This window comes from Zoogloea dura (assembly GCF_012927165.1).
GTDB classification, from domain to species: domain Bacteria; phylum Pseudomonadota; class Gammaproteobacteria; order Burkholderiales; family Rhodocyclaceae; genus Zoogloea; species Zoogloea dura.
On record NZ_JABBGA010000019.1, the window covers coordinates 63,348 to 89,841 of the forward strand.

A 26,494-nucleotide genomic window follows, 5' to 3' on the forward strand; every position below is an offset into this window, starting at 1 on the left:
CACCTCATCAGTGGTAGGGGGACACCAGGACGGCCGCGCCAAGGGCCGTGACAGTCAGGCCCAGGCCTGCCGTGAGAGTGGGCTTGTGCCGGAAGGCGCTGCCGCCAAGCAGTGACAGCGCCCCGCCAGCGAGCAGCCCGCACAGGGCGAGGGAGATCGCTCCCGTCGGAGGTGTGACGCGCAGAGGGGGAAGGGCCAGCAGCAGTGACACGGCGCCGAGCAGGGCATATTCCATCCGGGCATTGCGAGTGCCGCGCAGCAGGGCCTGGGCCAGTGCTTCTTCATCGCGCGGAAGTGCGCACTCGAGATGCAGGGCGAGGCTGAAAGCGGCCTTGCTCCGCCTGCCCAGCAGTGCCGCGGCAAGGGCGAGCAGCAGGCTCGCCAGCGCTGCGGGATGGAAGGCTGTGCAGGTACAGCGCAGGGGCAGTCCCTGCAGGGCGATGATGGTGCCGCACAGGCCGGCGAGCGTCAGCGGTGTGACGAAATGGCTGCGCAGCGCCAGGCTGCGCAAGGGGCGGAGATGGCCCGTACTCCGGGTGAGCGCCCGTAAAGCCTCGGGGGAACCGCAGAGATCGAGTTCGAGGGCGGAAAGGCGCGGACGGGGACTGGGCACAGGTCCGGCGGGCAGGGTGGTCTGGGCCATCATTGCGCTCCCTTGTCCGAGGGCTTTTCATTTTCAAACGGTGGCTTGAGGCCGACGCCCCGCAGGCTGACCAGCTTGCCCACGGTGTCGAACCAGAAGGGGGCGCCGAGCGCCGCCAGCAGGGCCGTGGCAAACCAGCCAAAGAAGGCGCGGATCCAGCGGAAGGGGTCGCCGTTCCAGGCTTTGGCCACATCGCAGATCCAGCCGATTTCGGGCAGGCGTCCGAGCAGGGCATCCACTTGGTCCTTGAGGGCCCTTTGTTGCGCGTCGTGCGTCAGGAGCAGGTTGTGCAGCGTCTTCACAGGAGTGGGGTCCGTTGCGCCGGGGATGCTCCTGGCGTTCCATAGGATGCGGCCCAGAGCCGGGTCGATGATGCGCTCGGGAGCGACCCACAGGCTCATCGATTTCTGAAAGGCTTCGAGGGCGTCCTCCTGCTTGCCCGTGTCCTGCAGCCCGCAGATGTAGGCGAGCCAGGTGGCCACGGGAGCGTCGGTGGCTGGCGTCGCCGCCTGCGCGGTGCACTGGATTGCCGGCATTTCGGCCAGCAGGGCGTCGAAGGCCTTCCGGCGGGCGGCAGGGCTGGCATCGAGCAGGGCTCGGGTGTGCATGCGGGCAATCGGGTTGAAATGCAGGGCATCGAGGAGCGCGTCAGCCTGTTTGACGATGGCAGGCTTGTCAGGTGTTGCGCTGGCCGTTGCCTGGAGCAGGTCGGCAAGGGCTCCGGCCGGCAGAATGCTGCGGGCGGCGAGGCCGGACTTGAGCTGCTCGAGGGTTCGCGAGCCGTCGGGTGGCGCAATTCCCCGGGCAGTGGCGAACGACAGGTCCCGCAGTGCCGGGTCCTTCAGGAGGCGGTTGGCCACATAGAAGCTGTCCAGGTTGAAGGCCGCCGACAGCGCCAAGGCGAAGCCGAACAGAAAGAGCTGGGTGCGCCGTTTGTACCAGCCGGCAGCCCGTTCCATGCTTGCATCGAAGCCCGTCTCGAGCTCCTTGCGCAGATCGGCCAGCGAGCTGGCACCAGCCGAAAGGGCTGTCTGGATGCTGGCCCGCAGCCCGCCTGGCAGGTTCATCCCGGCCAGTTGTGACTTCAGCGCATCGAGGGTCACCGGGCTTCCCGGCGCGGTGCCCGTGATCTGGCCGGCCAGCAGGTCGATGACGACAGCGGCGTAGCGGGGCGCCGGAATGTAGCTGGGCGGCGTGCCGGGAGCGTCGAGGCTGACTGTAGGGGTGTGCAGGGACTGGATCAGGGGGTGGGCATAGAACCTGCGGCTCCACATCGCGAGGGACGGGGCCGCGGCGTGGCCTTCGAGCAGCTGGCCGATGAAGCGCTGCAACCCACGGGCGCGGAGGTTGAGGTAGCTGGCCAGCCCCTCGACGAGAAAGGAGGCGATGACGGAGGTCATCAGGTAGAGGAGGGCCAGGCCGATCAGAAGGTCGACGAAGGTGGTCATGATGGACTCCCTGGGAGTGAATCTGCGTCGGGCATGCCAGGATGGCGTGCTGTGGCTACGCTACCAAATTGCATGCGCGGGGAAATCACCCGATCGGGTGATAGCAGGTCGGCATGATCTATATTGACTTTGCGTCACGCAGTTCTTGCCGGCGGATCACCCCATTCATCAGGCTTCCCAAGGCCTCACCCGGACCCTTTCAGATGAGTGCGCCAGATATCTTCGAGCTTGATCCCGTCATCTCCCTCTTCTATGAGGCTGCCCTCGATCCGGAGCGCTGGCCTGCAGCCCTGGCCTCCATGGCCAGGCTGGGCGGGGCCCAGGCGGCAGCCCTGGTGGACATGGATTACACCTTGTCGGTGCTGTGGCGGCACGTGCTGTACAACGTGGACGAGGAGGCTCACCGCGTGTATCTCCGGCGCTATGCGCAGATCGATCCGCGTCTGCCGGTCATGATGAAATCACCAGAGCTGCGCTGGGTGTCCGACCTGGAGGCCCTGCCGGACAGCGTCCGGTTGAGCAGCCCGGTCTACCAGGAATACCTGCTCCCCTACGGATTGAAGGAATGTCTGATGGTGAAGACTGCGGTCGAGGGCATGCGCCATGGAAACGTGGTGCTGTTCAAGCTGGGCGACCGGGAGCGTTTCGATGGCGCTGCGCGTTCGGCCCTTGACCTGGTGTTGCCGCACCTTGACCGGGCGATCCGCATCTCCCGCCGGCTGGCCGCGTTCTCCCGCGCACTGGCTTTTGGGGGAGGGGGTGTCGACGCCTGCGGCGAGCCCGCGGCAGCCTTGGGCGCGAATGGGGCGATCCGCGAGGCGAACCGTGCATTCGATGAATTCCTGGAGAGCGGGGCGGCCCTCCGTGTGGGGCGTGATGCCCGTCTGGGCTGCGTGGATGCCGATGCGCATCGGCGCTTCCGCAAGGCTTTTGCCGATGCCCTGGAACTGGCCAAAGGGAACATCCGGCATGCCGCCCCGGGTTATCCGGTGGTGACCCTCGACCGTCTGAACGGGCCGCCACTCCTGCTTGTCGTCGCGCCCATCATGCAGATGCGCGGCAGCCCCTGGTTCGAGCAGCCCGGGGTGCTGGTGAAGATCTCCGACCCCCTGCGCCCGCCGAGCGAGGCGGTGTTGCAGCAGGGCTTCGGCCTGACGGCCGCCGAGGCACGGCTCGCCAGGGAGCTGCTGGGGGGCGGTACCCTGGCACTGGTGGCGGCCCGCATCGGTGTCTCGGCAAATACCGCCAAGACCCAGTTGCAGGGCATTTTCCAGAAGACCAGGACAGCCCGGCAGCACGAGCTGGTGGCGGTGCTGCGCAGCATCCAGGCCTGAACCGACCGGGTGGGCCGGTCGTCAGAGCAGCACGAAATCCTTCGGTTCCAGCGGTGCCGGCAGGCTGGCCAGGCCACGGTACTCGCCCAGGTCGATCTCGATGCGGCGGGTGATGGCGTCCAGGGGCAGGTCGTTCTGGGCGGTGCCGAAGGGCTCTTCAAGCTCGTCGCCGAGGGCGTCGAGGCCGAAGAAGGTGTAGGCCACCAGGGCGGTCAGCAGCGGGGTCGCGTGGCCGAGGGAATGGACCAGGCCGAAGGGCAGCAGGATGCAGAAGATGTGGGCGGTGCGGTGCAGCAGCAGGGTGTAGGCGAAGGGCAGCGCGGTATGGCGGATGCGCTCGCAGGCGCCCTGGATGGCGGTCAGCTGGTCCACGTGGGCTGCCATCATCACATAGGTCACCGAGTCCAGGCGGCCTGCATGGCGGGCCTCCAGCAGCAGGGTGGTGATGCGCTGCAGGAGGCCGTCCGGCACGTTGCGGCAGCGCGCCAGTGCGGCCTGCTCGGTGTTGTCGAGCAGGTCGACCAGTTCGGCCAGCACCGGGCGGTCGCGCAGGCTGGCGGTCAGGGCGCGGGTGTAGGCGGTGGCGAGGCGCAGCAGGTCCTGGCGCTGGCGCACGCCGGCCGCGTCCGCTTCGAGGATCTGGCTGTCCCGGGCGAGGGTGCGCATCACCACCAGCAGGTGGCCGTAGTGCTTGCGGGCTTCCCACCAGCGGTCGTAGCAGGCGTTGTTGCGGAAGCCGAGGAAGAGCGACAGGGACAGCCCCAGGAAGGTGAAGGGGCCGGTGGCGAAATCCGGGAAACGGGGGCCGGTCAGGTCGGCCGCCAGGGTCACCAGGGCGGCCACCGCGGTGACGAAGAGGACCTGGGGCAGGATCAGCGGAATGATGGAGCCCTTCCAGATGAAGAAGAGCTGACGCATCGTGGGGCGGGGACGGACGATCATGGGCGAACGGAATGGGTCCATGGCCGCCTCCGCGGGAGGCGGGGCGGCCGGCAGGGGGCGCAGGAAGCTGCGCGCGGTTTAGTGGCCTGGATGTGGAGAGCGGGCCTGATGAGCACGGCGGGCCAGCTCGAGAACGGGCGCGGGTGTCAGCTCTTCGACGAAAGCTTGCCAGATCTGGTGAAGGAAATCACCGATGGCGCGGTCATGTTGGCTGCGGGCGGAAGTCATCAGGTGGAGCAGGTCGGTATTGCAGGTGTCGGCGGAAGTCATGATCTTCTCCTTGTGGGAAACAGAAAGGTCCCACCCGGCCTTGTGGGCCGATGGGTGGGGGACCTGTCCAACATAACGCACCGATGTTGCGTTGCACAAACAGAAGATTCAATACGCCAATAAACCTGGTTTCTCTTCAGGCGCAAGGCGGGTTTGCTCCGCCTTTTCAGGATCGGGCCGGAAGCGCAGCAGTCGTCCGGCCTGTCCGGTGGGTCAGGATGCCGGCCGGCTTACATGAATTTTTACAATTTGTGATATTTGTCACGCTTGCGTCCTTTGGAAAGAAGGCGGCCACATTTGCGATGGGCATTATGCCGATGTCGCCCTGCCATTCCGTCGGCAAGTTGTCGGCCGGGTCTGTGGCTCCGAGTCCTCCTTTCACCCGCATTCCTGGAGATTGTTCAGATGAAGCTTTCCACCTCCGCCAAGATCCTTGCGTCCCTCGTTCTGGGGGCCTTGCCTGCATTCGCTTCTGCGGCCTGCGTGCCGGTGGTGGGCTCGGTCAAGCTGCTGCCCGATGCCTCCTGCGCGATCAATGCCTTGGGTAGCCAGGTGCCAGCCTTCCAGAACCAGTGTTTCCGCGTAGCCCTGAGCCTGCTCGGCTTTCCGTCGGCCAGTGGTTACGCCGGTGTCACGGCCGAACCCCTGGCGGGGCTGGCGGGTACTACTGCGACGCCTGCCGCGGTGATCAATGCGGCGACCCAGCTGCCCCGGCAGAGCATCCAGACGGCCCGCAGCGCGGTGTCGATCGGCTCGGGCGCCTACCGGACTACCTTGTTCACCAATGACGTGATCGTGGCACAGGTGACCTACAACGCGGACGGCTCCACGGCGGTGGGGGCGGTGACCGAGCAGATCCTGATCACCGGTACCGATGGCAAGGGGGCCTATTCCAAGGTCACCGGCAACCTGACCGTGCTGGGCAACAGCATCGGCACGTCGGCCAACGTGACAGGCAAGCTCTGTCTGCCCTGAGCGAGGGCCTTCCCTCGGCTTGCTGTGCGGCGCCCCGTGAGGGGCGTCGGTCGTTTACGGGCTGCTAGCGGCTTTCCAGGCGGCTGTAGTCCAGGATCGCAGCTTCCCGGGGGGCGCTCTGCTGCCAGTAGTCGTGCAGCGTGTCGCTCACCTCCCAGAAGCGCGGGTCGGTGCGGCGAACCGAAAAGCGTTGTGCCAGGCGCTTGAGGTCCGCGTCGCTGCCCAGCCCTTGCACGGCCCTGACGAAGCGGGGGAGTTCGCCGGCGTTCAGCTCGAAGATCATGTTGGGATAGGCACCGACGATGCCGTCCAGCACGATCAGGCTGTCTTCGTCGGGCAGACGCCGGGCGTCCTCATTGAAAAGCTCGGCCACGTTACTGTGGGCACTGTTGCGCAGCACGGACAGGACGCGTGGTCTGGCCGAGCCGTCGCGCAGCAGGACCAGGCTGTGTTCCGGCATGCGCGAGGCGGAGAGTCCGGTCAGCCCGTCGAGGCGCCGCAAGGTGGTCAGCTGACCGAGGCTGCCACCGTTGTCCACCAGGTCCAGGGTGGCGGGCCGGACCGGGCCGAGCTGGCGGGAGACCTTGGCATAGAGTTCGCCCAGCGTATCGCTGCGACGATAGCGTTCTGCCGTTTCGCCCGGGAAGTAGGCGCGGGTGTCGGCAAACTGGCGGATGCGCAGCTCGGGTTTGCCGCGGTACCACTGGTCGAGCACCTTCTGCCTGTCCTTCAGCGGGAGCAGGGTCAGGAAGTTCTCCTCGCCTTCCATGCGCAGGAAGTCCATGTAGAGGCGGGTCGCCAGCTGGTGGCCGACGTTGCCATACACATCGAAGCCCGCCACCAGCAGGTAGTGCATCCGCTCGAGCAGGGGGTAGCCCATCAGCAGCACGGTCTGCGGGCGCTCGCCGGCCAGGCCGCGGATGACCGAGGCGCTGTCGAAATGGCGGAACACCGTAAGCCCGGCGTTCGGATTGCTGCGCTCGCCATCCCACAGGTCGGCCACCCGGGGCTTCACCTGGGCGAAGCGGGCCATGTAGGTGCTCTTGGCGTCCAGGTAGCGCTTTTCGGCCCTGGCGTACTCGCGCCAGGCGAGGATGCCGGTCGGGCTGTCGTCCTCGGCGGGCATGCGCAGATTGGGGCTGGTGGCCTCGAGCAAGCCTTCGGTACGCCGCGCCACCTCACTCTCGGGCGAGTAGAAAAGCACCCAGAAGTGGTCTGTGATGACGTTCAGCGCCACCTGGCCGCGACACACCGGCCCCTTCATGAAGCCGGCCAGGGTGAAGCGGGCATCGTCGAGCATGAAGCGGTAGCGCGCATCGACGGGCAGGGCCCGGAAGGTGACAAAGGGGTTGGAGGCGGTTTTCGGATCGTAGTCGGGCAGGCTCTCCACGCGGACAGGTGCCTCGAAGAACCACTTGCGCAGGCGGGCCAGGCGGGCCGCGTCGAGGGCCAGGGGCATGTAGGTCTTGGCCACCACGGTTTCATCGGTGGGGCGCAGGCGGTAATAGACGCGGGCCACGCCCGGGTCGTCGTAGGGGCGCCGGCTGGCGATCACGTCGATGGGCTGGCCGGGGGCGCTGCGGCTGCGCACCAGCTCGAAGCGGTAGTCGGGTTGCTCGTCGAAGTACAGCTGGCCGATGAACCAGTGTTCGTAGATGTAGCGGGCTGCCAGACGGTCGAGCAGCTTGTCGCCGTTGAGCAGCTTTTCCCATTCGGCCACCCTGGCCTGGACAGCCGGTGCGGGGGCAGGGCGGGGCTGCCATGGTGCGCCGGCCTCGATCCAGCGGGTCAGGGTGTCGTGCTCTGCGGGGGATAGGGCCGGCAGGCCGAAGGGCATCCCCCATTCCGGGTGCTCCTTCTCGAAGTCACCCATGGCCTCGATCCGGGTGCAGGTCTGCTTGCGGTCGAGCGAGAAGTCGAACTTGCCGGTGGGCAGCGGACCCTCGGCGGGGCCGGGGTTGCGCTGCTTGAGGGCGAGGATGCGGTACAGCACGCTGGCCTCGAGGTTGGCCTGGGGGCTGGAGGCCCGTTCGTTCAGTACGGCATGAAAGCCCTTGTCCCGCCAGGTGGCATTGCTGTGCGCATCGAAGCCCAGACGGGCGGGGTCGGCGGCACGCAGGCGGTTCGCCGAGTAGACCGGGTCGGGGTTGGCACCCCGGGTCAGCCCGTCAAAACGGCTCAGTTTGAGCTGGCAGGGCGCGTCGTAGCAGGCATGGCAGGTGACGCAGCGGCGCTCGAGGATGGGCCGGACCCGCGTCTGGTAGTCCGGCGCCGGAGCCAGCGGTGTCAGGGCCCGGTCAAAGCGGGCGGGGTCGGGTCGGCCCAGTTCGTGGTCGAGCTGGACGCGGGTGACGGTGGCGCAGGCGGCAAGGCTCAGGCAGGCCAGAAGGGGGGGGAGGAAGCGCATCGGGGAGGTGGTTTCGGACGACGCGCGGATTGTGCAGCATTCCCGCCCGGGATGCAGGTTCGGGGCGGCTCCCGCTACAGTTCGGGGGGGCGTCCATCAGTGTGTCGGACCCGTACCGCCCGTGGCGACGCCCGCCTGGGTCCGGCGCCCTCCACTGCCCAGGAAGTGCATGTGCATGGAGTTCTCCCGGATGTTGTGTTGGGCGAACTCTGCCTGGAGAGACTTAAGCAGACCTTAAGCGAATGTTCCGGGCCGGGGCTCAGGGCGGGGCGCTTGGCATGGTCGTCCGCTGCATGTAGCAGGCGCCGTGGCCGTAGCCGCCCAGCCGCTCCGCCAGCGCGCTGTCCAGGGCCACCGGGGCAAAGCCGTGACGGGCCCACCAGGGGGCCGAGTCCTGGATGGCGATCAGGCTGGCACGGGGCAGGCGGAGCGTGTCCAGCGCGTCGAGGAAGGCCCCCAGCAGTGCGCCGGCGGCACCGCCGCCGCGGGCCTCCGGGGCGACGGCCAGGTCGTGCAGGTAGAGGGTGTCGGGGGCGGCGGGCAGGTGGCAGGCGGGGGCGTCGAGGCAGGGCGGGCTGGCAAAGTGCCAGGGCAGGGCCAGCAGGTAGGCCTGGATCGTTCCCCGGCTCTCGGCAACGAAGCAGGTGGCGGGGGAGGCGGCCAGCTTGGCGCCCATCGATACCGCCGATTCGGGAATGATGGCGCGGTAGCAGCGGGCCTGGATGCCCATGATGGCGGGCAGGTCATCGGGGGTGGCGTTGCGGACGGTCGGCATGGGGCGGGAAAGGTGAGCGAGGGAGGGCGCCAGGAGTGCCCGGACGGTGCGCTATCGAAGGCCGCGATTATCGCCCGGGCGTCGCCTCGTGTCAGGGCTTGCGGCTCTCCAGGAAGCTGCGGATCGTCCAGATGGCGGCCGGCGGCAGCACGTCCTTCCAGGCCGGCATGTGCACCACCCCGACGCGGGTCTTGCCGTCCTGCACTGACTTGAGGAAGAAGTCGTCGTTGTCGAGCACGCACATCTCGCGGATGGCCGGGTCGGCGATGCGGCTGCAGGCGCGGTCCATGCGCAGCAGATCGGGGCCGACCTGGCCCTTGTTCACCGCATCCACGCCGTGGCAGCGGGCGCAGGCCTGGTTGAAGGCGTGGCGGCCGATCTCGATGGCGCGTGCCTGGCCCCGGTAAGGATTGCCTGGCGGGGTGGCGGCGGTGATCGCAGGCAGGCTCTGGGTGTTCACCACCACGCTGGGGTCGGCGACCTCGTTGGCGAGGGCGGGGCCGGCCGCCAGGACGAGGGTGGCCAGCAGCCGGCGCAGGCGCTGTGGAGCGGTCATGGGCATGGAGGTCACCAGTCGGTGGGGCAGCCGGTGCAGCCCTCGAAGGAGGAGTCGGGGAAGATGGTGTAGCGGAGCAGGGCGCCTTCCAGGTTGGCGCCCTGGAAATTGCAGGCACCGAACTTGGTCTCCTGCAGGTTGGCGTTGCTCAGCCGGGCGCGCGGAAACCAGGCGAAGGCGGCCTTGGCAGCCTCAAGGTTGGCGGCGGTGAGGTCGGCCCCGCTGAAGTCGGCGCGCATGACCCGGGCGAATTCCAGGTCGGCGCCCACCATCCTGGCGTTGCGGAAGGAGGCGCCGGGGGCGTTGGCCTTGGAGAGCCTGGCGCCGGTGAGGTCGGCGCCGTCGAAAATGGCGCCGGCCAGGTTGGCGGCGCGCAGGTCGACGCGGGCGAGGTTGGCTCCGGTGAAGTCGGCGCCCGCCAGGTCGCGGGCGGACAGGTCCTGGTGGCGCAGGTCGGCGCCGCGGCAGCGGGCGTGGGGCCAGATGCCGCAGGTGCCGAAGACCAGGGGCTCTGTGGGCGAGCCGGCGGCCTGGGCCAGCCCGCCGAGCAGCAGCAGGGCTGCTCCGGCCAGGCGGCGGGATGCAATGATGGGCATGGGGTGTGTCCTTGAGGAGGGCGGTCGTGATCTCCGCCGGGGCCTGGGCCCGGTCGGTGGTCGGCAAAAAAAGCCCCGGGCCGGCCGGAGGTGATCCGGCCCGGGACAGCCCTGATCAGCGAACGCTCTTGGGCAGCTTGAAGGCCCAGAAGGAGGAGCCCTGGGTGACCTGCTTGGTCAGGTCGGCCATGTCGCCGCCCCACAGGGGCACGGCGCCACCGTAGCCGGAGGCCAGGCCGATGTACTGCTCGCCGTCCATCTCCCAGGTGATGGGCACGGACACCACGCCGGAGCCGGTCTGGAATTTCCACAGCTCCTTGCCGGTCTTGGCGTCAAAGGCCTTCACATAACCATCCGAGGTGCCGGTGAACAGCAGCCCGCCGGCGGTGGTGAGGGTGCCTGCCCACAGGGGGAACTTCTCCTTGTGTTCCCACACGATCTTGCCGCTCTTCGGATCGATGGCGCGCAGGGTGCCGACGTGGTCGTCGAACAGGCGCTTGATGCGGAAGCCCTGGCCCAGGTAGGCGGAGCCGGCCTTGTAGGTCAGGTGTTCGGTCCAGTAGTCCATGGCCCAGTGGTTGGCCGGAATGTAGAACAGGCCGGTGTCCGGGCTGTAGGACATGGGCATCCAGTTGGTGCCGCCGAGGAAGGGCGGTGAGACGAAGACGCTGTCACCCTTGTCGGCGCCGGCCTTGGCTTCGGGCGGACGGTTGCCGGTCTCGATCGGCTTGCCGGTGGCCACATCCCAGCCCTTGGCCCAGGTGATTCCCTCGACGAACGGCCAGGCGCCGATCAAGGAGGTGGGCTTGTTGGGGTAGCCGGCGCCGGTGGACAGCTTTTCCCGGTCGGTCACGAAGAAGAAGCCGTTGCGGTCGGCGTGGGCCGAGGCCTTGACCAGCTTGCCGGTCTTCGGGTCCTTGTACTCGAAGAGCACCACCGAGTTGTTGCCCGAGAAGTCCCAGGCGTCGTTGGGGGTGTGCTGGAAGAAGCCCTTCAGCTCGCCGGTGCTGGCATCCACATAGGCCTGACCGGAGGTGAACAGGCTGGGCCAGTTGCGCGGATCGTCCCCTTCCTGGGTGCGTTTCCAGGTGTTCCACGGGGCCGGGTTGCCGGTGCCGATAACCACCATGTTCTTCTCGAGGTCGAAGCTGGCGGTCTGCCACGGGGCGCCGCCGCCGTGGTGCCAGGCTTCGGTGGGCTTGCCATCCTTGTCCTTCGGCCAGCTGGGGGCGCTGGCGTCGCCGGTGGTCGTGCTGTCCTTGCCGTTGAGGCGGCCCATGTGGCCTTCCACCATCGGGCGCGCCCACACCTCCTCGCCGGTCTCCGGGTCGCGGGCGAACAGCCAGCCGACCACACCGAATTCGTCGCCGGAGGAGCCATGCACCAGCAGCACCTTGCCGCTCTTCTGGTCCTGGATGACGAAGGGGGCGCCGGTCATGGTGTAGCCGACCTTGTGGTCGCCCCATTTCTTGCGCCACACCACCTTGCCGGTGTCCTTGTTGAGGGCCACGATGCCGGCGTCGAGGGTGCCGAAGTAGATCTTGTCGCCGTAGATGGCGGCGCCGCGGTTCACCACGTCACAGCACGGGCGGATGTCCTCCGGCAGGCGCGCTTCGTATTCCCACAGGCGTTTGCCGCTGCGGGCGTCGATGGCGTAGATGCGGGAGTAGGATGCGGTCACGTAGATCACCCCGTCGTGCACCAGGGCCTGGCTTTCCTGGCCGCGCTGCTTCTCGCCACCGAAGGAGAAACTCCAGGCGGGCACCAGGCCGGCCACGTTCTTCGGATTCACCGTCTTCAGGGGGCTGTGGCGCTGGGCCTTGAGGCCGAGGCCGTAGGTCAGCACGTCGCCCGGGGTCTTGTCGTCGTTCCGGATGTCGTCCCAGCTGACCTTGGCGCCGGCGGCCTGGGCGGGGGCCGCGAAGGCGGCGGCGAGGGCAAAGGCCAGCAGGGCCGGCTTGAGGTGGGTGCGTCCTTGTTTCATGGTGGGTCCTTGTCTCCGGAATGTTGTCTGTCGTCGCTTCCCGCGCCAGGGCCAGCGGCCGGCGGCGGGAACGAGGGGCAGTATGGGAGGGCGGCCGCGGCCCTGTCGTGGGAAGGGCTCCCCTCGGGGGCGGGAAGTTTTCCCGGCACGCCCGGGAGCTGGCACATGCCTTGCTGCGCTACCACCAAGGGAATACAAGGAGACGCAACGTGGATTTGCGCTGGAGACTGTTCGGATATGTACTTGGCTTCGCCCTGGCCTTGCTGGCGACGGCGGCGGCGTGGGTGGGGCTGGCCCTGCGCGACGATGTGGCCGAGGAGATGGAGGCCTCGACCCGCCTGGTGAACACCATGCTGGCAGTGCAGGCGGCGCCTGGTTACCAGGCCGCCGAACTGGAGGCCTTGCTGGCGGGTGGTCAGTTACGGCACGTCTCTCTGTCGGTGGAGCGCTCCAATCTGGAGCAGGGTGTAACGACCCTGACCAGCGGCCCGATGGCGGCGCTGGTGGATTACCTGATGGATGGCCGCCAGATCCACGAGCGGCGCATCCCGCTTGCCGACGGTACCCTGGTGATCCGCGCCGACGCGCGGGCCGAGATCCACGAGGTGCTGCGCGACGGGGCCCGCATCATGACTGCCCTGCTGATCTTCTCCGTGGCCATGGCGGTGGTGGCCTGGCTGGCCGCCCACCGGGCCCTCAAGCCGGTGCGCGAGCTGGAGCAGGGGCTGGCGCAGATCGGCCGGGATGAGCAGCCGATCAGCCTGCCGCCTTTCCGGCTCAAGGAGTTCGCCTCCATTGCGGAGGCCATCGAGCGGCTCTCGGAAGAGCTCGCCGAAACCCGCGAGGCGCGCCAGCAGCTTGCCCGCCAGCTGCTGGAGTTGCAGGAGAACGAGCGCCGCGAGCTGGCCAGGGAACTCCACGACGAATTCGGCCAGGCCCTGACGGCGGTGAACATTTCCGCGGCCTATATTGAACGTCATGCAGGCCGGGCCACGCCCGAAGCGCTGGCGGAGAGCGCGCGGGACATCCGCAGCGAGTCCACCCGCATGATCGGCCAGGTGCGCAGCCTGCTGTCCCAGTTGCGCCCGCACGGGCTGGAGGGCCTGCAGATGGTGGATGCACTGAATGACCTGATCACCGGCTGGCGCGGACGGGCGCCCGGCATCGGCATCGAGACGGAGTTTCCGAGCAGCTTGCCGGCGCTGCCGCCGGCGGCCGGCCTGGCCTTGTACCGGACCCTGCAGGAGGCGCTGACCAACGTGCTGCGCCACAGTGTGGCGAGCCGGGTCAGCCTGTCCCTGCAACAAGTGGGCAAGGCGGTGGAGCTGACGGTGTGCGACAACGGTGTGGGCAAGGCGGCAGAGGTGATCCGGCGTTCCCGCGGTGGCCTGCTGGGCATGCGCGAGCGGGCCGAGATGGCGGGCGGCCGCTGCTGGTTTGACGAGGCGCCCGGCGGTGGCCTGCAGGTGCGCCTGAGCCTGCCCCTTGGGCAGGCCTGAGGAGCGGCCGATGATCAGCATTCTCCTGGTGGAAGACCACGCCGTGGTGCGCAACGGCTACCGCCGCCTGCTCGATGCCGAGGACGGCATGCGGGTGGTGGGCGAGGCCGCCTCGGCGGACGAGGCCTATGCTCGCCTGTGTGCCGGCGGCGTGGATCTGGCGGTGGTCGACCTCAATCTGCGCGGCAGCAGCGGGATCGACGCAATCCGGCGCATGATCGCGCGGGAGCCGGGCTTGCGGGTGCTGGTCATCTCCATGCATGACAATCCCAGTTTCGTGACCCAGGCGATGCGGGTTGGCGCCCTGGGCTACTTGACCAAGAACAGTGAGCCGGCAGAGATGATCGAGGCGATCCGCGAGGTGGCGGCCGGGCGGCGGGTGCTGGCCGCCGACGTGGCCCAGGCCCTGGCCGGGGCGGCGCTCGACGGCGAGGCGCTGCTGTCGCGGCTGACCCCGCGGGAGTTCGATGTGCTGCGGCTGGCCGCCAGCGGCGAGTCGCCCGGCAGCATTGCCAGCACCATGCACCTGAGCCAGAAGACGATTCACAACCATCTGTCCGCCATCCGCCAGAAACTGGATGCGGACAACGATTTCAAATTGCTGCGGCTGGCGGCACGCTACGGGCTGATCGACTGGTCGGCCCTTCCCGCGTGACTCCCGGCCCGGCGCCAACAGGTTTTTTGTCAAGGAGAAGAAAGATGAACGCCTTACGCAAGACCGTGCTGCTGGCCGGTCTCGGTCTGGTTGCCTCGACGGCTTTCGCAGCCGTGGATGACGACATGAAGGCCCTGGCCAGCAAGAGTGGCTGTCTGACCTGCCACGCCATCGAGTCCGGCACTCCGGGCCCCAATGGCATGGCTCCGATCGGGCCGGCCTGGCAGGACGTGGCCAAGATGTACCAGGGCAAGCCCGGTGCCGACACCTTCCTGACCCGGGTCGTGCTGGAGGGCTCCAACCCCTACGGCAGCCACTGGAAGAACCAGGTGAGCGGCCTCGCCATGCCGCCCAACAAGGTCGCCATCAAGGAAGCCGACGCCAAGAAACTGGTGAAGTGGATCCTGACCCTGGCACCCAAGTAAGCGCCAGGTACGCGCGGCGCAAGCCGCGAAGGATGCAGCAAGGAAAGCCCCGGTCGTTCCCCCCGACGGGGCTTTTTGCCGTGGGTGCCTGGCAGGCAGGGTCTCAGGCGCGCGCCATCCGCCGGGCCGCGGCGGGCCGGGCGTCCACCCGCGAGATGGCGATGGCGGCGACGAGGGCCGGAAGCGCGATGGCGATGAAGTTCATCTCCAGCGGCAGGGCCAGGCTCACCAGGAGGCCGATCAGGATCGGCGCGATGATGGCGCCGACCCGCCCGATACCGAGCGCCCAGCCGAGCCCGGTGGCGCGGATCGCCATCGGATAGAACTGGCCGGTGCAGGCATGGGTGACCGTCTGGGTGCCGATCGTGGTGGCGCCGGCGAGACCCACCATGACATACAGCAGGGCCGTGGGCAGGGGCTGCCCGAGCAGGGAGATGGAGGCGAAGGCCAGCAGGCACATCACGACCAGCACGTGCTTGATGCGGAAGCGGTCCGCCAGCCAGCCGCCGCCGAGGGCGCCGACGATCGACCCGAGGTTCAGCACCATCACGAAAGTCATCGCCGAGCCCAGGCTGTGCCCGGCGTTTGCCATCAGCTTGGTGAGCCAGGTGCTGAGGGCATAGACCATGAACAGGCACATGAAGTAGGTCGTCCACAGCATGAGCGTGCCCATGCCCCGGCCTTCCGAGAACAGCTGCTGCACCGGGGCCTGGCCGGACGGGCCGGCGTCCGCCAGCGCGAAGCTGGCCGACGGCGCGGGCGGGTTGGCCGGGTCGAGGCGGGCGGCGATCGAGCGCAGCGCATCCAGCCGGCCGCTGCGCAGCAGGTAGGGCATGGACTCGGGCAGGCTGCGCAGGATGAAGGGGATCAGCACGATGGGCGCGAGTCCGGCGTAGAACACCGACTGCCAGCCGTGCTCGGCGATCATCTCCTTGCCCAGCCAGGCGGCGAGGATGCCACCCACGGCATAGCCGCACATCATCAGGGTGATCAGCGTGGCCCGCATGCGGCGCGGTGCGTACTCGCTCATCTCGGCGATGACGTTGGGCATCACCCCGCCTATCCCCAGCCCGGCCAGGAAACGCATGGCGCCAAAGCTGACGGGGTCGCCGGCGAGGCCGGCGGCGGCGGTGAACACGCTGAAGAGAACCAGGCACATCACGATCACACCGCGGCGGCCGATGCGGTCGGACAGGGTGCCGAGGAAGATCGCGCCGAAGCTCATGCCGAACAGGGCCGAGCTGGCCATGAAGCCGGCCTGGGTGGGGCTCACCCCCATGTCCTTCATGATGGCCGGCATGGCCACCCCGGCGACGGCCAGGTCGTAGCCGTCGAAGACGATGATGAGTGCGCACCAGAACAGGACCAGTGCGTGGAAACGGTTGAATTTCGCCTCGTCGGCGAGCTTTTGAATATCGATCGGGGGCATCTTTGAGCTCGTGATAGTCAGGTTTGCGGGCGTGCGTCTCCCACCGCGGCGGGGTGGGGAGCGTCCTGCCCGCGCAAGGATGGAGCGCGGGCCTTGCGTGGAGCGGGGCCTCCGGGGGCCGGGTCAGGCCTCCGGGTCGTCCCGGGTCAAGAACTCCCAGACCCGTTCGGCGATGCGGCCCTGCCAGGTGGCGCGGACAGCGGCCTCCTCACCGAGGATCAGGTGGCTGCCTTCGGCCTGGCCGGCGGCGAGGACCGCCAGTTCGACCCGCGCCGCATCCTCAAGGAACCAGGCCAGCGCCAGGGCCTGCTCCGGTGAGCTGCCGGCGGTGACCGCTCCGTTCACGTTGAGCACGATGGCCGGCGCCGCGCCCATCAGTGTGGCGACCGCCACCGCGGACGGGTCGTCGCGGATCAGCGCCGAACTCGTCCAGAAGGGCACGCCGGGGGCGAAGTAGGCGCCATTGCCATGACGCGGGCGGGGCGTCCGGCCCATCGCCGCCAGGGCGGTCACGCTGGGCGAGATGAAGCGGCACACCGCCTGCACCTCGCTGCGCAGCGCATAGACCTGTTGGTGCAGGCGGACCTCGCCGAGCACGCCTTCGGGCAGCGGACCGGCCACCGGCACCACGCTGCCGGGCTCGTCCGCGGCGATCAGCGCCATTGGTCGCGGCGCGCAGACCAGGAAGTGGTCCGCGTCCAGGCGCAGGCTGCAGTGGCCGAAGGGGCCGCTGAGCCCGCTGCGCCCCAGGGCCCGGGCCATCCGGCGCAGCGTGCGCTGGGCGTCCAGGGAGGCGGTGGGGTGATGGCCGCTCATTCCTTGAACTCGGCGATGTCGGGCTTGGAGCCCCACATGCAGAAGGACGTGGGGTGCAGCGGAAACTGGCGGGGCTTGTAGGCCGACAGGTCGCCGATGATGGTCCGGTCGCTGTTGGAGTATTCGAAGATCATGCCGTCCGGGCCTTCGAAATACAGGAAGTTGCCGCCGGAGGTCGGGTGGCGCCCCGGCCCGAAGACGATGCGGATCTTCTTTTCGTTGAGGAAATACCAGGCGCGCATGATGTCGTCGATCTCGGCGACCTGGTGGTTGATGTGCTGGATGCCTTTGCGCTTGGCGGCGAAAAGGGCCATCTGGTGGTGGCGCGCGTTGACCCGCAGCAGCGGGCAGGGGCCGATCCAGTCGCTCACCAGGGTGTTGAAATTGCTCAGCCAGAAGGCCTGGTCGCGGACCGGATCGGTGGAGCACAGGCCCACGTGACCGAAACCCAGGATGCCGGCGTCGCGGGTCGGGAAGTAGCGCCGGCCGGCCTCATGCGGGCGTGCCACCAGTTCGATGCGGTTGCCGGTGGGGTCGAGAAACCACATGAAGGCTTCCACGTGGCGGTCGGCAGCCTCGGCCTCGCTGCCCATCCCGCAAGGCACGTCGGCGGCACGCAGTTGCTCGTGGGCGGCACCCAGGGTGGACCAGTCCTTGAGCTCGAAGGCGATCACCTGTTCGGCGGGGTCGCCGAGGAAATAGGCCAGGGTGTGATGGCGGCTGTCGCTCTTCAGGTACAGCCGGTCGCTGCTGCGCTCCACCTTCTGCAGGCCGATGATGTCGGTGGCGTACCTCTCCGCCGCATCCAGGTCGCGGGTGCCCAGGCGGGCGTAATGAATGTCCCGAACTTCGATCATTGCGTGTCTCCTTGTTGGTCTGGTCTGTAAATCTCGGCGCATATCGAAAATCTCGATAAGACTGGGCTGAGTTTAGGAAGCACGGAACATTCATACAAATCATGATTTATGATTGTTTGTATTTCTCATGTAAATGATGCTGCGGGGGTGGAATGAGCATGCGGCCGGATCTGCTGGACCTCAACCTGCTGCGCGTGCTGCGCACCGTGTATGCCACGCGCAATGTCACCAAGGCGGCGCAGGCGCTGTTCACGACCCAGTCGGCGGTGAGCAATGCCCTGCGCCGGCTGCGTGAGCGGCTGGACGACCCCTTGTTCATCCGTGGCGCGGACGGCATGGTGCCGACGGCCCTGGTGCAGGCGCTGATCGGTCCCATCGAAAGCGGGCTGGGCGGCATCGAGGCGGCCCTGCGCGACACCCGGGCCTTCGACCCGCGTACCTCAGACCGGCTGTTCCGGCTGCTGGGCAACGATCTGGCGCAGATGGTCTTCGTGCCGCCGCTGCTGCGGCACCTGGCGGGGGTGGCGCCAGACATCCGGCTCGAGACGGTGGACTGCCCGCTGGAAGAGGCTCGGCATGCCATGAGCGAGGGGATGATCGACCTGGCGGTGGGCAACTGGCCGGAGATCGGCAGCGACTATCGTCGCCACGATCTGTTCACCGAGACCTTCGTGGTGCTGATGAGCCAGTCCAACCCCTTGGCGGAAGGGGCGCTGACGGTCAGCGATTACCTGGCCGCCCGGCATGTGGATTACCGGCCCGGTGGTGACAGCTACCCGGTGCTGATGCGGGCGCTGGACAGCCTGCTGCTGGAGCGTAATGCCGGCCGGCACATCGTGTTCACCGCCAAGCACGGGCTCGGCCTGGCCTCGGTGATCGCCGATACGGACATGCTGCTGACCATTCCGGGGCGGCTGGCGGCGTCCATGACGGCACGCATCGATGCGTTGGTGGCCAGGCCTTTTCCCTACCCGACCCCGCCCTTCACGATCTCGGCCCAGTGGCATGTGCGCTCGGACCACGATCCGGCGGTGTGCTGGTTTCGCGAGCAGCTCGTGCTGCTTTTCTCCGACGGCTGAGGGGGTTCTGGAGGGCGCCGGGCAGGGCTCAGAAGAGCTGCCGGATTTCCTCGAAATGCGCGTCCACCAGGGTGCTGCGGCCATCGAAGACCAGCTGCAGGATCACGTCGCTGTGGCCGCCGAGCAGGCCTTCCGGCTTGCCCATGATCTTGCCGAACACGCAGGGCCCGCCACGCGGGCGCAGCTGGCTGACGTTGGGGCTGCGCTCGACCAGCGCCATGCATTCGGCGTCGGTCTTGACCGAGAAGGTGGTGCCGTGCGCCGTCAGCCGCTGGCGGGCGTCGTCGAGGGACATGCCGGGCGTGAACTCGGCGCTCATCTGCTCGGGCAGGGGGTTGGGGGGCAGGCTGCAGGCGCCCAAGAGCAGGCAGCACGCCAGAGCGGGCAGGAGGGAACGGCGGATCGAGGGGAGCGACGGGACGAGATGCATGGCAGTTGTCTGCGGGGAGGATTGCCTGACGGTGGGGCGCAAGTATCCCACGGGCAATCGATGCCCGGGGTCAGGTGTCGGGCGAGGCCTGCCTGAGCTTGCGATACAGGGTGGTGCGGGTGATGCCCAGTTCTCGCGCCGCGGCCGAGATGTTGCCATTGTGGCGGGCCACCGTGTCTTCCACCAGGCGGCTTTCGGCGGCACGCAGGCTCTGGTTGCGCGGGCGGCCCGGCGACAGGTCTGGTTCGTCGGTCAGGTCCTGGGGCAGGTGCCCGGGCGTGAGGGTGTCCTCGTCGGGGCCCAGCATGGCGGCGGCGAGGCGCAGCGCATTCTTGAGCTGGCGGATGTTGCCCGGCCAGGGATGGCGGCGGATCAGATCAAGGGCCGAGGCAGAGATGCGGATCGGCCGGCCCGGCGATTCGTCGTGGAGCAGGCGGCGGGCCAGGGACTCGATGTCGGCCCGCTCGCGCAGCGGCGGCAGGTGGAGGCTCATGGCCGACAGGCGGAAATACAGGTCGGGGCGGAATTCGCCGCTCTCGCACAGCATTTTCAGTGAGTGGTGGCTGGCGCAGATCAGCGACAGGTTGAGTTCTTCTTCCGGTCCGCCGCCCAGCGGTGTGACCCGCCGCGTTTCGAGAACCCGCAGCAGCACGGCCTGGAGCTTGAGCGGCATGTCGCCGATCTCATCGAGGAAGAGGGTGCCGCCGTGGGCTTCGCGCAACTTGCCGCGGGCGCCTTCGCCGCGCGCTCCGGTGTAGGCTCCGGCCGAGTAGCCGAACAGCTCCGCCTCGATCAGCGGGGCGGGGATGGCCGCGCAGTTGATGGCCACGAAGGGGCCGTCCCGGCGTGGGCCGCTGTTGTGACAGGCCTGGGCGAAGACTTCCTTGCCGGTGCCGGTCTCGCCCTGGATCAGCAGCGGAATGTCGAGGCCCAGGATGCGGCGGGCGCGCCGGATGGCGTGGGTGACGGCTGCGTCGCCCAGGTCCAGGTCGTCCAGGGTGGGTTGCGGCGGACGGGCGCTGGCTGCCGCTTCGCGCGTCGACACCGGGCGTACCCGTTGCAGGTCGCTGACCAGGACGTGGGCCACGAACTCGCGGCCGCGATGGCTGCGCAGCTTGGTGGGGCGTGCGCTGCTCTGCAGGGCATGGTCGAGCACGGTGTTCCAGCGGGTCTCGAAGATGTCCCAGTAGGCGGGGCGACTGAGGCGCGTGTCGCCGGTGCCCAGCAGCCGCTCGGCCCGGCGGTTGCAGGCCAGGAATCCGCCGGCTTCGTCGAACACGGCGAGGCCTTCAAGGGGCGAGGCGAGGGCTTCCGGCTGGTGGTGAAAGCGGATCACCACAGCGGCATCGGCAATGGTCTCGATGAGGCGGTTCTCGATGATCTCGACGGTGGTCTGCAGCAGGGCCTGGGCGTGCGTCTGGGTGGGGCGGGCGCTGGTGGAGACATCGAGAATGCCGAGCACGCCGCCGGTGGGGGCGTGGATGGGGGTGGCGATGCAGGTCAGGAACCGGTTGCGTTCCAGGTAGTGCTGCTCGCCGAACACCGCAACCGGGCGCTGTTCTGCAAGGGCGGTGCCGATGGCGTTGGTGCCCATCACCGCTTCGGACCACGATTGGCCTGGGTGCAGGGAGACCCGTGCGGCCTTCTCGAGGAAGTCGGAGTCACCCACCGAGCGCAGGATGGTGCCGCTGTTGTCGGTGAGCAGGATGGTGGATGAGCTGCGGGCGATCTGCTGGTGCAGATGCTCCATGATGGGCTGGGCGTAGGCGACCAGCCGGGCGTTGGCTTCGAGGCGGTCCGACAGGCAGGCGGCCGGGAGCCGCGCCTCCGGATTCTGTTCGTCGGGGCGCAGGCCGCTGGCAACACTCCGTTCCCAGGAGCGCAAGATGGCTTCCTGGGGCGGGATCGGAGTGGAAAAGTCCTTGTCTTTCACCCGCGTATCCCAGCAGGAAACATGCCCGTGGCGTGTCACCTGTCCGAGGAGGGCTGCAGGGTGGCGGTTTGGTGGTGGTTTGACAGTGGTTTGGCGGGGTGGCGCCCGTTTTCAGCGTAATTCCGGGCAGGGATGGGGCTCGCTGGCGGGGCAGGCCGGGGTGGTGGGGTGCCCGTTGTGGTGCAACCGGCGTAACGCAATGGAGCAGGTGTTCAAGGGCTGAGCAGCGCAGCTGGCCTGCTGTGGCTTTCGCAACGGCCGGGGGCTCGGTTCAAGTCGCTGTCCGGAAAGGTTTTTCCTATTGTGATGAGGGGGTGCACGGTTTTTGCTGATAGGAAGGTGCAAGGCGGTTTTCGGGCGGCCCTGTGCCGTCCGGTTTTTTTCTCCGCTGTCGCCCACAAGATCAATCTGTAAAAAGGAGGAGTCGATTCATGAAAATTACCCGGTTTGTCTGCGCAATCGCGCTGGGGATGGTTGCGATGTCGCCGGTTCAGGCGTCGGAAGAGATCATCAAGAAGGCCCGCTGCGTCGCCTGTCACACGGTGGACCAAAAGCGTGTCGGTCCGGCCTACAAGGAAGTCGCGGCCAAGTACAAGGGGCAGGCGGATGCGGTTGCGGTGCTCAGCGCCAAGGTCCGCAATGGCGGGACGGGCACCTGGGGGCAGATCCCGATGCCTCCCAACGGGACGGACAAGATCAGCGATGCTGATCTGAAGGCGGCTGTCGAGTGGATTCTGAAGCTCTGAGGTGGTGCGTGCCGGCGGGGGTGTGTTGCCGGCAGATTTGAAGCTGCTCCACACCTGCTCCATCATGGAGCAGGTGTGTCAGGGTGGTGCAGTTCAAGTGTTGCAGATGGTGCAGGTGTTCCGTGTTCAGCGGATGACGACGCCCCAGGGCAACTCGCCCACGGGGATTTCAGTCTTCACTTCAAGGCTTGTTGTATCGATCACGCTGACGCTGTTGGAGCGTCCGTTGGCGACGTAGAGCTTGCTGCCGTCCGGGGTGACGGCCATGTTCCACGGGCGCTTGCCGACCGGGATGGTGGCTTCCACCTGGTTGTCGGCGGTACGGATGACGCTCACGGTGCCGTCTTTGCCATTGGAGACATAGGCCCGGCTGCCGTCGGGCGCCATGGCGATCCCGTTCGAGAAGGTGCCGGCCTTGATCTCGGCGATCACTTTGCGGCTCGCCATGTCGATGGCGTACACGGTGCTCACCAGTTCGCAGGCCACGTAGGCGCGGCTGCCGTCGGGGGTGAAGCCGATGCCGCGCGGCCGCTTGCCCACCGGGATGCTGCCCACCTGGCGGCGGGCCTTCACGTCGATCAGGTCGACCTGTTCGGCGTTCTCGGCGCTGACCAGCAGCCAGCGGCCGTCCGGGCTGAACACGGCGTGCTCCGGGTTTTCGCCGCTGACGCGGATCTCGGCCAGCTTGCGGTGGGTCCGGGCGTTCAGGATGGCCACGCTGTTGGACTCTTCCACGGCGGCGGCGATCAGCTTGTCGTCTGCCGAGATGCTGACGCCCTCGGGCGACTCGCCGAGGGGGATCCGCTTCATTTCGCGGCCCTTGGCGATGTCGATCACGGCCAGGCCGTTGCTCGGCGCTTCGCTGATGAAGAGCTGCTTGCCATTGGTGGCGATCCCGCGGGGGCGCTGGCCGCCCGGCAGGGTTGCCGTGATGGTGTCGGTGGCCGTGTCGATGACCGTCACGGAGGCGGATTTCTCGTTGGGCACATAGGCGAAGGGCGCGGCCAGGGCGCCCGTCGAGAGTGCCGCGAGGATGGCGGCGAAGCCTGCCTTGATGGGCGTGCGGATCATGGCTTCAGAGGGTGGGTTGCAGGTAGCTGATGCCATGGCGGGCGAAGATCGCCGCCACGGTGCCGTCCTTCTGGAGCCGCTTGAGGGCGTCGGCCAGCGCGTCGGCCAGGCTGGTGTCGTCGGCCTTGACGGCCATGCCCAGGGGCCAGCTGTTGATCTTGAGTTCGGGCATCTGCACGGCTTCGATGATGAAGCGATTGTCCTTGCCCAGCGCGTCCTCGATCTCCGAGCGGGGGCCCATCACGGCGGCCAGTTCGCCGGCCTTGAGCTTCTCGACGGCCTTGTCGACACCCGGGAAATGGACCACGTTGTCGCGCAGGCGGCCATTGAGCACGCCGAGCAGGAAGGCGTCGGACAGGGTCCGGCCTTCAACGCCGATCTTCTCGCGGGTGAACACTTCCAGGGCATTGGCGGCGGAGCCGCGGAACTGGCCGATCCGCGGCAGGCGCGCCACGGCGATGGTCTCGAGGTGGTAGGGTCCGAAGATCTTGACCTTGTCGTTCTTGCCCTGCAGGTAGGAATCCACCGGCACGTGCATCATCACGTCGGAGGGCTGGGCGCCCAGGTAGTGACCCTTCCAGACCATGTTGCGGAGGTCGTCGTCCATGTCCTCGTCGGCGTTGTAACCGACCACCTGGGTGCTCAGGCCAAGGGCTTTTCCAAGCGCCTGCGCCAGCTCCACGTCGATGCCCTTGCCCTGGTTGGAGAAGGGGGAGAAGCCGTTATACACGGCAACCCGCAGGCTGCCGCGCTTGCGGATCTCTTCGAGCCCGTCGGCCCGGGCCGGCAGGCTCGCGGCCAGGGCCGCGGCCCCGGCGGCCAGCAGGAAACTGCGGCGATCAATCTTCACGGACGGTCTCCAGCCAGGCGCGGATGGTCCACATGGCTTCCTGGCTCAGGATGCCTTCGAACGGGGGCATGTACACGCGGCCGTCACGGGTGGCGCCTTTGCGGATGCGTTGCATGAAGATCTCGTCGCCTTCCTGGCCGGCCGGCAGGTAGCGCAGGTCGGGAGCGATGCCGCCGGAGACGGCGCCAAGGCCGTGGCAGCGGGCGCAGTTCTGGTTGAAGGCAGAGTCGCCGATCCGGATGGCTTCCTTGTTGCCCAGGTAGGGATTCTTTGCCAGCCATTCGGCGCCGACCTGCTTCAGGGAGGACGTGTCGACGGCCTGGGGTACCACGTCGCCGTGGGCCAGCACGGCACTGGCGACGAGCGTCAGGGCGGCGGCGGAGAAGAGGCGGAGGAGGGAAGAGTTGCGAGCAGTCACCTGGATCACCTTTGGTCTTGATTGGAGTTCATCGAATCGGCCGGCAGCGCAGGCCATTCTGTGCCCGAGGCTTTCAGCAAGGGGCGTGCCAACTGTCGGGTGTTTAAAGCCTAGCCAGATTTCGCCGGCTTGTACCGGGATTTCGCAGTTTTCTTTATGGCGCGATAAGTTGGCACTACATTTGCTGTAATGGACCCGGGGTGGAGCAGTCATGTTGTTGAAATGTGTTTCACCTGTTAGATTTTGGAGCACACACCAGAAAGCCGGTTTGCGGGCCGGCAACAATCCGTACCAGCGGAGGAGGAGATGATGCAGGTTCCATTCAGTGTCGAGGCTCGGGCGGTGAGTCTCCAGGAAGCACGGTCGCTGTACTTTGGTCGAGGGGAACTCCCCGAGGCCCTGCTCGACCAGAACGTGCTGCGGTCCTGGGAGCGTTGCCGACAGGCAGGTCTCGATCCAACCCGCCTCGCCGGGGGAGAGCCCGACGTGCGTGGCGTCACAGAGGCCCGCGAGCGCAACCGCACCCTGATTTCCCACGCCCAGCCAGTGCTGGAGCATCTCTTCGAGCAGATTCGCAACTCCCACAGCATGGTCATCCTGGCGGACGCCCGCGGGATGGTGCTGCAGAGCTATGGCGACGCCGATTTCCTGAGCCGTGCCGAACAGGTGGCCCTGCGCCCCGGCACCAGCTGGCACGAGTTCGAGCGCGGCACCAACGCCATCGGCACGGCACTGGCCGAACGGGGCGCGGTGAATGTTTTCGGCTCCGAGCATTTCTTTGAAGGCAATGCCTTCCTGACCTGTAGCGCCTCGCCGATCCAGGATGCCCAGGGACGGCTGATGGGTGTCCTCGACATCTCGAGCGACTACCGCGCTTTCCAACGGCATTCCCTGGGCCTGGTGAAAATGTCATCCCGCATCATCGAGAAGCGCCTGTTCGAATCCGAATTTGCCCACCAGGGGCTGCTCAGCTTCCATGCCCGGCCGGACCATGTGGGCAGCCTGTGCGAGGCCCTGCTGGCGATCAGCCAGGATGGTGACCTGCTGGGCGCCGACCAGACCGCCCTCGAGTTGCTGGGACTGCGCCGGGAGGACTTGTCCCGCCGCCACTACAGCATGCTCTTCGATGTGCCGCTGGGCACCCTGATCGACCGGGCGCGGCGTGATCCGTCCTCGCTGATCGCCATCTCGGGCCGCAATGGCGAGCGCTTCTACGCCCGCCTGCGCGGTAACTTCGCCCCCATGTCCGCTCCCCCGTCGGCCATCGTCGATGCGCGCGGCGAGCGTCTGGCCGCACGTTCGCGCCAGGAGGCGCCGACGGCGGCGCTGCCTACCGACAGGCTGACCCTGCAGTTCCTGTCCACCGGTGACGAGCGCCTGCAGGCCGCGATCGACAAGGGCACGCGCATCCTCGGCCGCGACATCCCCATCCTGATCCAGGGAGAGTCCGGGGCCGGCAAGGAGATGTTCGCCAAGGCCTTCCACAACAGCGGCCCGCGGGCCCAGGGGCCCTTCGTCGCCCTCAACTGTGCGGCCATTCCGGAAACCCTCATCGAGTCGGAGCTGTTCGGCTACTCGGGGGGCGCCTTCACCGGAGCCCGCAAGGAGGGTGCGGTGGGCAAGATCCAGCAGGCCCATGGCGGTACCCTGTTCCTAGACGAAATCGGCGACATGCCCTTGTCCCTGCAGGCGCGCCTGTTGCGGGTCCTGCAGGAGCGTTGCGTGACACCGCTGGGGACCAACAAGAGCATTCCGGTGGACATCACCCTGGTCTGCGCCACCCACCGCCGGCTGAAGGAGGAAGTGGCGCGGGGCGGCTTCCGCGAGGACTTGTATTACCGCCTCAACGGCCTGTGCATCAACCTGCCGTCCCTGCGCGAGCGCAGCGACATCGACCGCCTTATCGACAAGCTGCTGCGCGAGGAGGCCGGGCCCGATCGCCAGGTGGAGGTGTCGCACAAGGTCATGGAGGCCTTTCTCAAGTACCGCTGGCCGGGCAACATCCGCCAGCTCAACAATGTCATCAAGGTGGCCATCGCCCTGCTCGACGATGATGAAACCATCATCGAGACCTGGCACCTGCCGGACGACATCTTCGAGGAGATCGGCCAGATAGAGCCGTCGGTGAGCCATGCGCCTGTGGGACGCACCATGGCCGATGCCGTGCCGCAGCCGGCGACCCAGGCTGCTGCGGCCGCAGCAGCAGGCATGGGGCGCCTCGAGGAGATCGAGCGCGATATGATCAACCGGACCCTCGAGGCCGAGAACGGCAACATCTCCTCGGCAGCGCGCCGGCTGGGCATCAGCCGCAATACCCTGTACCGCAAGCTGGGACGCTTCTGAGGCTGCCGGCTGA

25 protein-coding genes are annotated in these 26,494 nt (G+C 67.6%); 8 read left to right on the forward strand and 17 right to left on the reverse strand.

The window, feature by feature from the left end:
• Nucleotides 1–7 precede the first annotated feature (7 nt).
• Entirely contained in the window at nucleotides 8–646 is a 639-nt protein-coding gene (locus tag HHL15_RS19145; protein ID WP_169147408.1) for a hypothetical protein, read from the reverse strand.
• The gene (locus tag HHL15_RS19150) at nucleotides 643–2,091 is read right to left on the reverse strand and encodes a hypothetical protein (RefSeq protein ID WP_169147409.1); all 1,449 of its coding nucleotides are present in this window, start codon (nucleotides 2,089–2,091) and stop codon (nucleotides 643–645) included. Before HHL15_RS19150 ends, HHL15_RS19145 begins: the two co-directional genes overlap by 4 nt.
• A 203-nt stretch (nucleotides 2,092–2,294) precedes the next feature.
• On the opposite strand from HHL15_RS19150, the gene HHL15_RS19155 reads away from it, so the two are divergent.
• On the forward strand, nucleotides 2,295–3,425 hold the full coding sequence (locus HHL15_RS19155; RefSeq protein ID WP_169147410.1) for a helix-turn-helix transcriptional regulator: 1,131 nt from the start codon (nucleotides 2,295–2,297) through the stop codon (nucleotides 3,423–3,425).
• A gap of 21 nt (nucleotides 3,426–3,446) precedes the next feature.
• Here the strand turns inward: HHL15_RS19155 and HHL15_RS19160 are convergent, their stop codons facing one another.
• The gene (locus tag HHL15_RS19160) at nucleotides 3,447–4,388 is read right to left on the reverse strand and encodes a bestrophin family protein (RefSeq protein ID WP_235943518.1); all 942 of its coding nucleotides are present in this window, start codon (nucleotides 4,386–4,388) and stop codon (nucleotides 3,447–3,449) included.
• 57 nt (nucleotides 4,389–4,445) lie between these two features.
• Nucleotides 4,446–4,637 carry a hypothetical protein gene (locus tag HHL15_RS19165; protein WP_169147411.1) on the reverse strand — a complete coding sequence of 64 codons (192 nt, stop codon included), beginning with the start codon at nucleotides 4,635–4,637 and terminating at the stop codon, nucleotides 4,446–4,448.
• A 405-nt stretch (nucleotides 4,638–5,042) separates the two neighbouring features.
• On the opposite strand from HHL15_RS19165, the gene HHL15_RS19170 reads away from it, so the two are divergent.
• Nucleotides 5,043–5,612, forward strand: coding sequence for a hypothetical protein (locus tag HHL15_RS19170; RefSeq protein ID WP_169147412.1), 570 nt, complete (start codon nucleotides 5,043–5,045; stop codon nucleotides 5,610–5,612).
• A 64-nt stretch (nucleotides 5,613–5,676) separates the two neighbouring features.
• Here the strand turns inward: HHL15_RS19170 and HHL15_RS19175 are convergent, their stop codons facing one another.
• From HHL15_RS19175 to HHL15_RS19195, 5 genes are all read right to left on the reverse strand, one after another.
• A complete protein-coding gene (locus HHL15_RS19175; protein WP_169147413.1) occupies nucleotides 5,677–8,019 on the reverse strand; it encodes a fatty acid cis/trans isomerase in 2,343 nt (780 codons plus the stop codon).
• Nucleotides 8,020–8,278: 259 nt separating this feature from the next.
• Nucleotides 8,279–8,794: a GNAT family N-acetyltransferase gene (locus HHL15_RS19180; protein WP_169147414.1), complete on the reverse strand. Its 516-nt coding sequence runs from the start codon at nucleotides 8,792–8,794 to the stop codon at nucleotides 8,279–8,281.
• Between the two features lie 91 nt (nucleotides 8,795–8,885).
• Entirely contained in the window at nucleotides 8,886–9,356 is a 471-nt protein-coding gene (locus HHL15_RS19185; RefSeq protein WP_206198858.1) for a c-type cytochrome, read from the reverse strand.
• Nucleotides 9,357–9,361: 5 nt separating this feature from the next.
• Complete coding sequence (locus tag HHL15_RS19190; RefSeq protein WP_169147415.1) at nucleotides 9,362–9,946, reverse strand: pentapeptide repeat-containing protein; 585 nt, start codon at nucleotides 9,944–9,946, stop codon at nucleotides 9,362–9,364.
• A gap of 115 nt (nucleotides 9,947–10,061) precedes the next feature.
• Nucleotides 10,062–11,930 carry a methanol/ethanol family PQQ-dependent dehydrogenase gene (locus HHL15_RS19195; RefSeq protein WP_169147416.1) on the reverse strand — a complete coding sequence of 623 codons (1,869 nt, stop codon included), beginning with the start codon at nucleotides 11,928–11,930 and terminating at the stop codon, nucleotides 10,062–10,064.
• A gap of 209 nt (nucleotides 11,931–12,139) precedes the next feature.
• On the opposite strand from HHL15_RS19195, the gene HHL15_RS19200 reads away from it, so the two are divergent.
• Genes HHL15_RS19200 through HHL15_RS19210 form a run of 3 tightly spaced genes read left to right on the forward strand, consistent with a single transcriptional unit; the run spans nucleotide 12,140 to nucleotide 14,509 of the window.
• Nucleotides 12,140–13,429, forward strand: a complete 1,290-nt coding sequence (locus tag HHL15_RS19200) for a histidine kinase (RefSeq protein WP_169147417.1) — start codon at nucleotides 12,140–12,142, stop codon at nucleotides 13,427–13,429.
• Between the two features lie 10 nt (nucleotides 13,430–13,439).
• Nucleotides 13,440–14,084, forward strand: a complete 645-nt coding sequence (locus HHL15_RS19205; protein ID WP_169147418.1) for a response regulator — start codon at nucleotides 13,440–13,442, stop codon at nucleotides 14,082–14,084.
• Nucleotides 14,085–14,128: 44 nt separating this feature from the next.
• Nucleotides 14,129–14,509 (forward strand): c-type cytochrome, encoded by a 381-nt coding sequence (locus HHL15_RS19210; protein ID WP_169147419.1) that lies wholly within the window; start codon nucleotides 14,129–14,131, stop codon nucleotides 14,507–14,509.
• 103 nt (nucleotides 14,510–14,612) lie between these two features.
• Here the strand turns inward: HHL15_RS19210 and HHL15_RS19215 are convergent, their stop codons facing one another.
• The 3 genes from HHL15_RS19215 to HHL15_RS19225 form a co-directional block, all read right to left on the reverse strand.
• Nucleotides 14,613–15,938, reverse strand: a complete 1,326-nt coding sequence (locus tag HHL15_RS19215; protein ID WP_169147420.1) for an MFS transporter — start codon at nucleotides 15,936–15,938, stop codon at nucleotides 14,613–14,615.
• A gap of 123 nt (nucleotides 15,939–16,061) precedes the next feature.
• Nucleotides 16,062–16,754 carry a class II aldolase/adducin family protein gene (locus HHL15_RS19220; RefSeq protein ID WP_169147421.1) on the reverse strand — a complete coding sequence of 231 codons (693 nt, stop codon included), beginning with the start codon at nucleotides 16,752–16,754 and terminating at the stop codon, nucleotides 16,062–16,064.
• Entirely contained in the window at nucleotides 16,751–17,611 is an 861-nt protein-coding gene (locus tag HHL15_RS19225; protein WP_169147422.1) for a VOC family protein, read from the reverse strand. The genes HHL15_RS19220 and HHL15_RS19225 overlap by 4 nt, the downstream gene beginning before the upstream one ends.
• Before the next feature lie 152 nt (nucleotides 17,612–17,763).
• Here HHL15_RS19225 and HHL15_RS19230 point away from each other — a divergent pair, with 152 nt between their 5' ends.
• Nucleotides 17,764–18,690, forward strand: coding sequence for a LysR family transcriptional regulator (locus tag HHL15_RS19230; protein ID WP_169147423.1), 927 nt, complete (start codon nucleotides 17,764–17,766; stop codon nucleotides 18,688–18,690).
• Nucleotides 18,691–18,718: 28 nt separating this feature from the next.
• Here HHL15_RS19230 and HHL15_RS19235 read toward each other — a convergent pair whose 3' ends face one another.
• Nucleotides 18,719–19,120, reverse strand: coding sequence for a hypothetical protein (locus HHL15_RS19235; RefSeq protein WP_169147424.1), 402 nt, complete (start codon nucleotides 19,118–19,120; stop codon nucleotides 18,719–18,721).
• Nucleotides 19,121–19,190: 70 nt separating this feature from the next.
• On the reverse strand, nucleotides 19,191–21,053 hold the full coding sequence (locus tag HHL15_RS19240; RefSeq protein WP_169147425.1) for a sigma-54-dependent Fis family transcriptional regulator: 1,863 nt from the start codon (nucleotides 21,051–21,053) through the stop codon (nucleotides 19,191–19,193).
• 431 nt (nucleotides 21,054–21,484) lie between these two features.
• Between HHL15_RS19240 and HHL15_RS19245 the strand changes: the two genes are divergently transcribed.
• Nucleotides 21,485–21,799, forward strand: coding sequence for a c-type cytochrome (locus tag HHL15_RS19245; RefSeq protein WP_169147426.1), 315 nt, complete (start codon nucleotides 21,485–21,487; stop codon nucleotides 21,797–21,799).
• Between the two features lie 126 nt (nucleotides 21,800–21,925).
• Here the strand turns inward: HHL15_RS19245 and HHL15_RS19250 are convergent, their stop codons facing one another.
• From HHL15_RS19250 to pedF, 3 genes are read right to left on the reverse strand one after another with little or no spacing between them, the layout of a single operon-like run.
• Entirely contained in the window at nucleotides 21,926–22,906 is a 981-nt protein-coding gene (locus HHL15_RS19250; protein WP_235943520.1) for a beta-propeller fold lactonase family protein, read from the reverse strand.
• A complete protein-coding gene (locus HHL15_RS19255; protein WP_169147427.1) occupies nucleotides 22,875–23,720 on the reverse strand; it encodes a substrate-binding periplasmic protein in 846 nt (281 codons plus the stop codon). Before HHL15_RS19255 ends, HHL15_RS19250 begins: the two co-directional genes overlap by 32 nt.
• Nucleotides 23,710–24,138 (reverse strand): cytochrome c-550 PedF, encoded by a 429-nt coding sequence (gene pedF, locus HHL15_RS19260; protein ID WP_408065732.1) that lies wholly within the window; start codon nucleotides 24,136–24,138, stop codon nucleotides 23,710–23,712. Before pedF ends, HHL15_RS19255 begins: the two co-directional genes overlap by 11 nt.
• Nucleotides 24,139–24,444: 306 nt before the next feature.
• Between pedF and HHL15_RS19265 the strand changes: the two genes are divergently transcribed.
• The gene (locus tag HHL15_RS19265) at nucleotides 24,445–26,481 is read left to right on the forward strand and encodes a sigma-54-dependent Fis family transcriptional regulator (RefSeq protein ID WP_169147429.1); all 2,037 of its coding nucleotides are present in this window, start codon (nucleotides 24,445–24,447) and stop codon (nucleotides 26,479–26,481) included.
• The last annotated feature ends 13 nt before the right edge of the window (nucleotides 26,482–26,494 follow it).

What these genes read in the sequence shown, in the direction of transcription:
- HHL15_RS19145 (WP_169147408.1), bottom strand. Translation starts at nt 646, where the DNA reads ATGATGGCCCAGACCACCCTGCCCGCCGGACCTGTGCCCAGTCCCCGT.
- HHL15_RS19150 (WP_169147409.1), bottom strand. Translation starts at nt 2,091, where the DNA reads ATGACCACCTTCGTCGACCTTCTGATCGGCCTGGCCCTCCTCTACCTG.
- HHL15_RS19155 (WP_169147410.1), top strand. Translation starts at nt 2,295, where the DNA reads ATGAGTGCGCCAGATATCTTCGAGCTTGATCCCGTCATCTCCCTCTTC.
- HHL15_RS19160 (WP_235943518.1), bottom strand. Translation starts at nt 4,388, where the DNA reads ATGGACCCATTCCGTTCGCCCATGATCGTCCGTCCCCGCCCCACGATG.
- HHL15_RS19165 (WP_169147411.1), bottom strand. Translation starts at nt 4,637, where the DNA reads ATGACTTCCGCCGACACCTGCAATACCGACCTGCTCCACCTGATGACT.
- HHL15_RS19170 (WP_169147412.1), top strand. Translation starts at nt 5,043, where the DNA reads ATGAAGCTTTCCACCTCCGCCAAGATCCTTGCGTCCCTCGTTCTGGGG.
- HHL15_RS19175 (WP_169147413.1), bottom strand. Translation starts at nt 8,019, where the DNA reads ATGCGCTTCCTCCCCCCCCTTCTGGCCTGCCTGAGCCTTGCCGCCTGC.
- HHL15_RS19180 (WP_169147414.1), bottom strand. Translation starts at nt 8,794, where the DNA reads ATGCCGACCGTCCGCAACGCCACCCCCGATGACCTGCCCGCCATCATG.
- HHL15_RS19185 (WP_206198858.1), bottom strand. Translation starts at nt 9,356, where the DNA reads ATGCCCATGACCGCTCCACAGCGCCTGCGCCGGCTGCTGGCCACCCTC.
- HHL15_RS19190 (WP_169147415.1), bottom strand. Translation starts at nt 9,946, where the DNA reads ATGCCCATCATTGCATCCCGCCGCCTGGCCGGAGCAGCCCTGCTGCTG.
- HHL15_RS19195 (WP_169147416.1), bottom strand. Translation starts at nt 11,930, where the DNA reads ATGAAACAAGGACGCACCCACCTCAAGCCGGCCCTGCTGGCCTTTGCC.
- HHL15_RS19205 (WP_169147418.1), top strand. Translation starts at nt 13,440, where the DNA reads ATGATCAGCATTCTCCTGGTGGAAGACCACGCCGTGGTGCGCAACGGC.
- HHL15_RS19210 (WP_169147419.1), top strand. Translation starts at nt 14,129, where the DNA reads ATGAACGCCTTACGCAAGACCGTGCTGCTGGCCGGTCTCGGTCTGGTT.
- HHL15_RS19215 (WP_169147420.1), bottom strand. Translation starts at nt 15,938, where the DNA reads ATGCCCCCGATCGATATTCAAAAGCTCGCCGACGAGGCGAAATTCAAC.
- HHL15_RS19220 (WP_169147421.1), bottom strand. Translation starts at nt 16,754, where the DNA reads ATGAGCGGCCATCACCCCACCGCCTCCCTGGACGCCCAGCGCACGCTG.
- HHL15_RS19225 (WP_169147422.1), bottom strand. Translation starts at nt 17,611, where the DNA reads ATGATCGAAGTTCGGGACATTCATTACGCCCGCCTGGGCACCCGCGAC.
- HHL15_RS19230 (WP_169147423.1), top strand. Translation starts at nt 17,764, where the DNA reads ATGAGCATGCGGCCGGATCTGCTGGACCTCAACCTGCTGCGCGTGCTG.
- HHL15_RS19235 (WP_169147424.1), bottom strand. Translation starts at nt 19,120, where the DNA reads ATGCATCTCGTCCCGTCGCTCCCCTCGATCCGCCGTTCCCTCCTGCCC.
- HHL15_RS19245 (WP_169147426.1), top strand. Translation starts at nt 21,485, where the DNA reads ATGAAAATTACCCGGTTTGTCTGCGCAATCGCGCTGGGGATGGTTGCG.
- HHL15_RS19250 (WP_235943520.1), bottom strand. Translation starts at nt 22,906, where the DNA reads ATGGCATCAGCTACCTGCAACCCACCCTCTGAAGCCATGATCCGCACG.
- HHL15_RS19265 (WP_169147429.1), top strand. Translation starts at nt 24,445, where the DNA reads ATGATGCAGGTTCCATTCAGTGTCGAGGCTCGGGCGGTGAGTCTCCAG.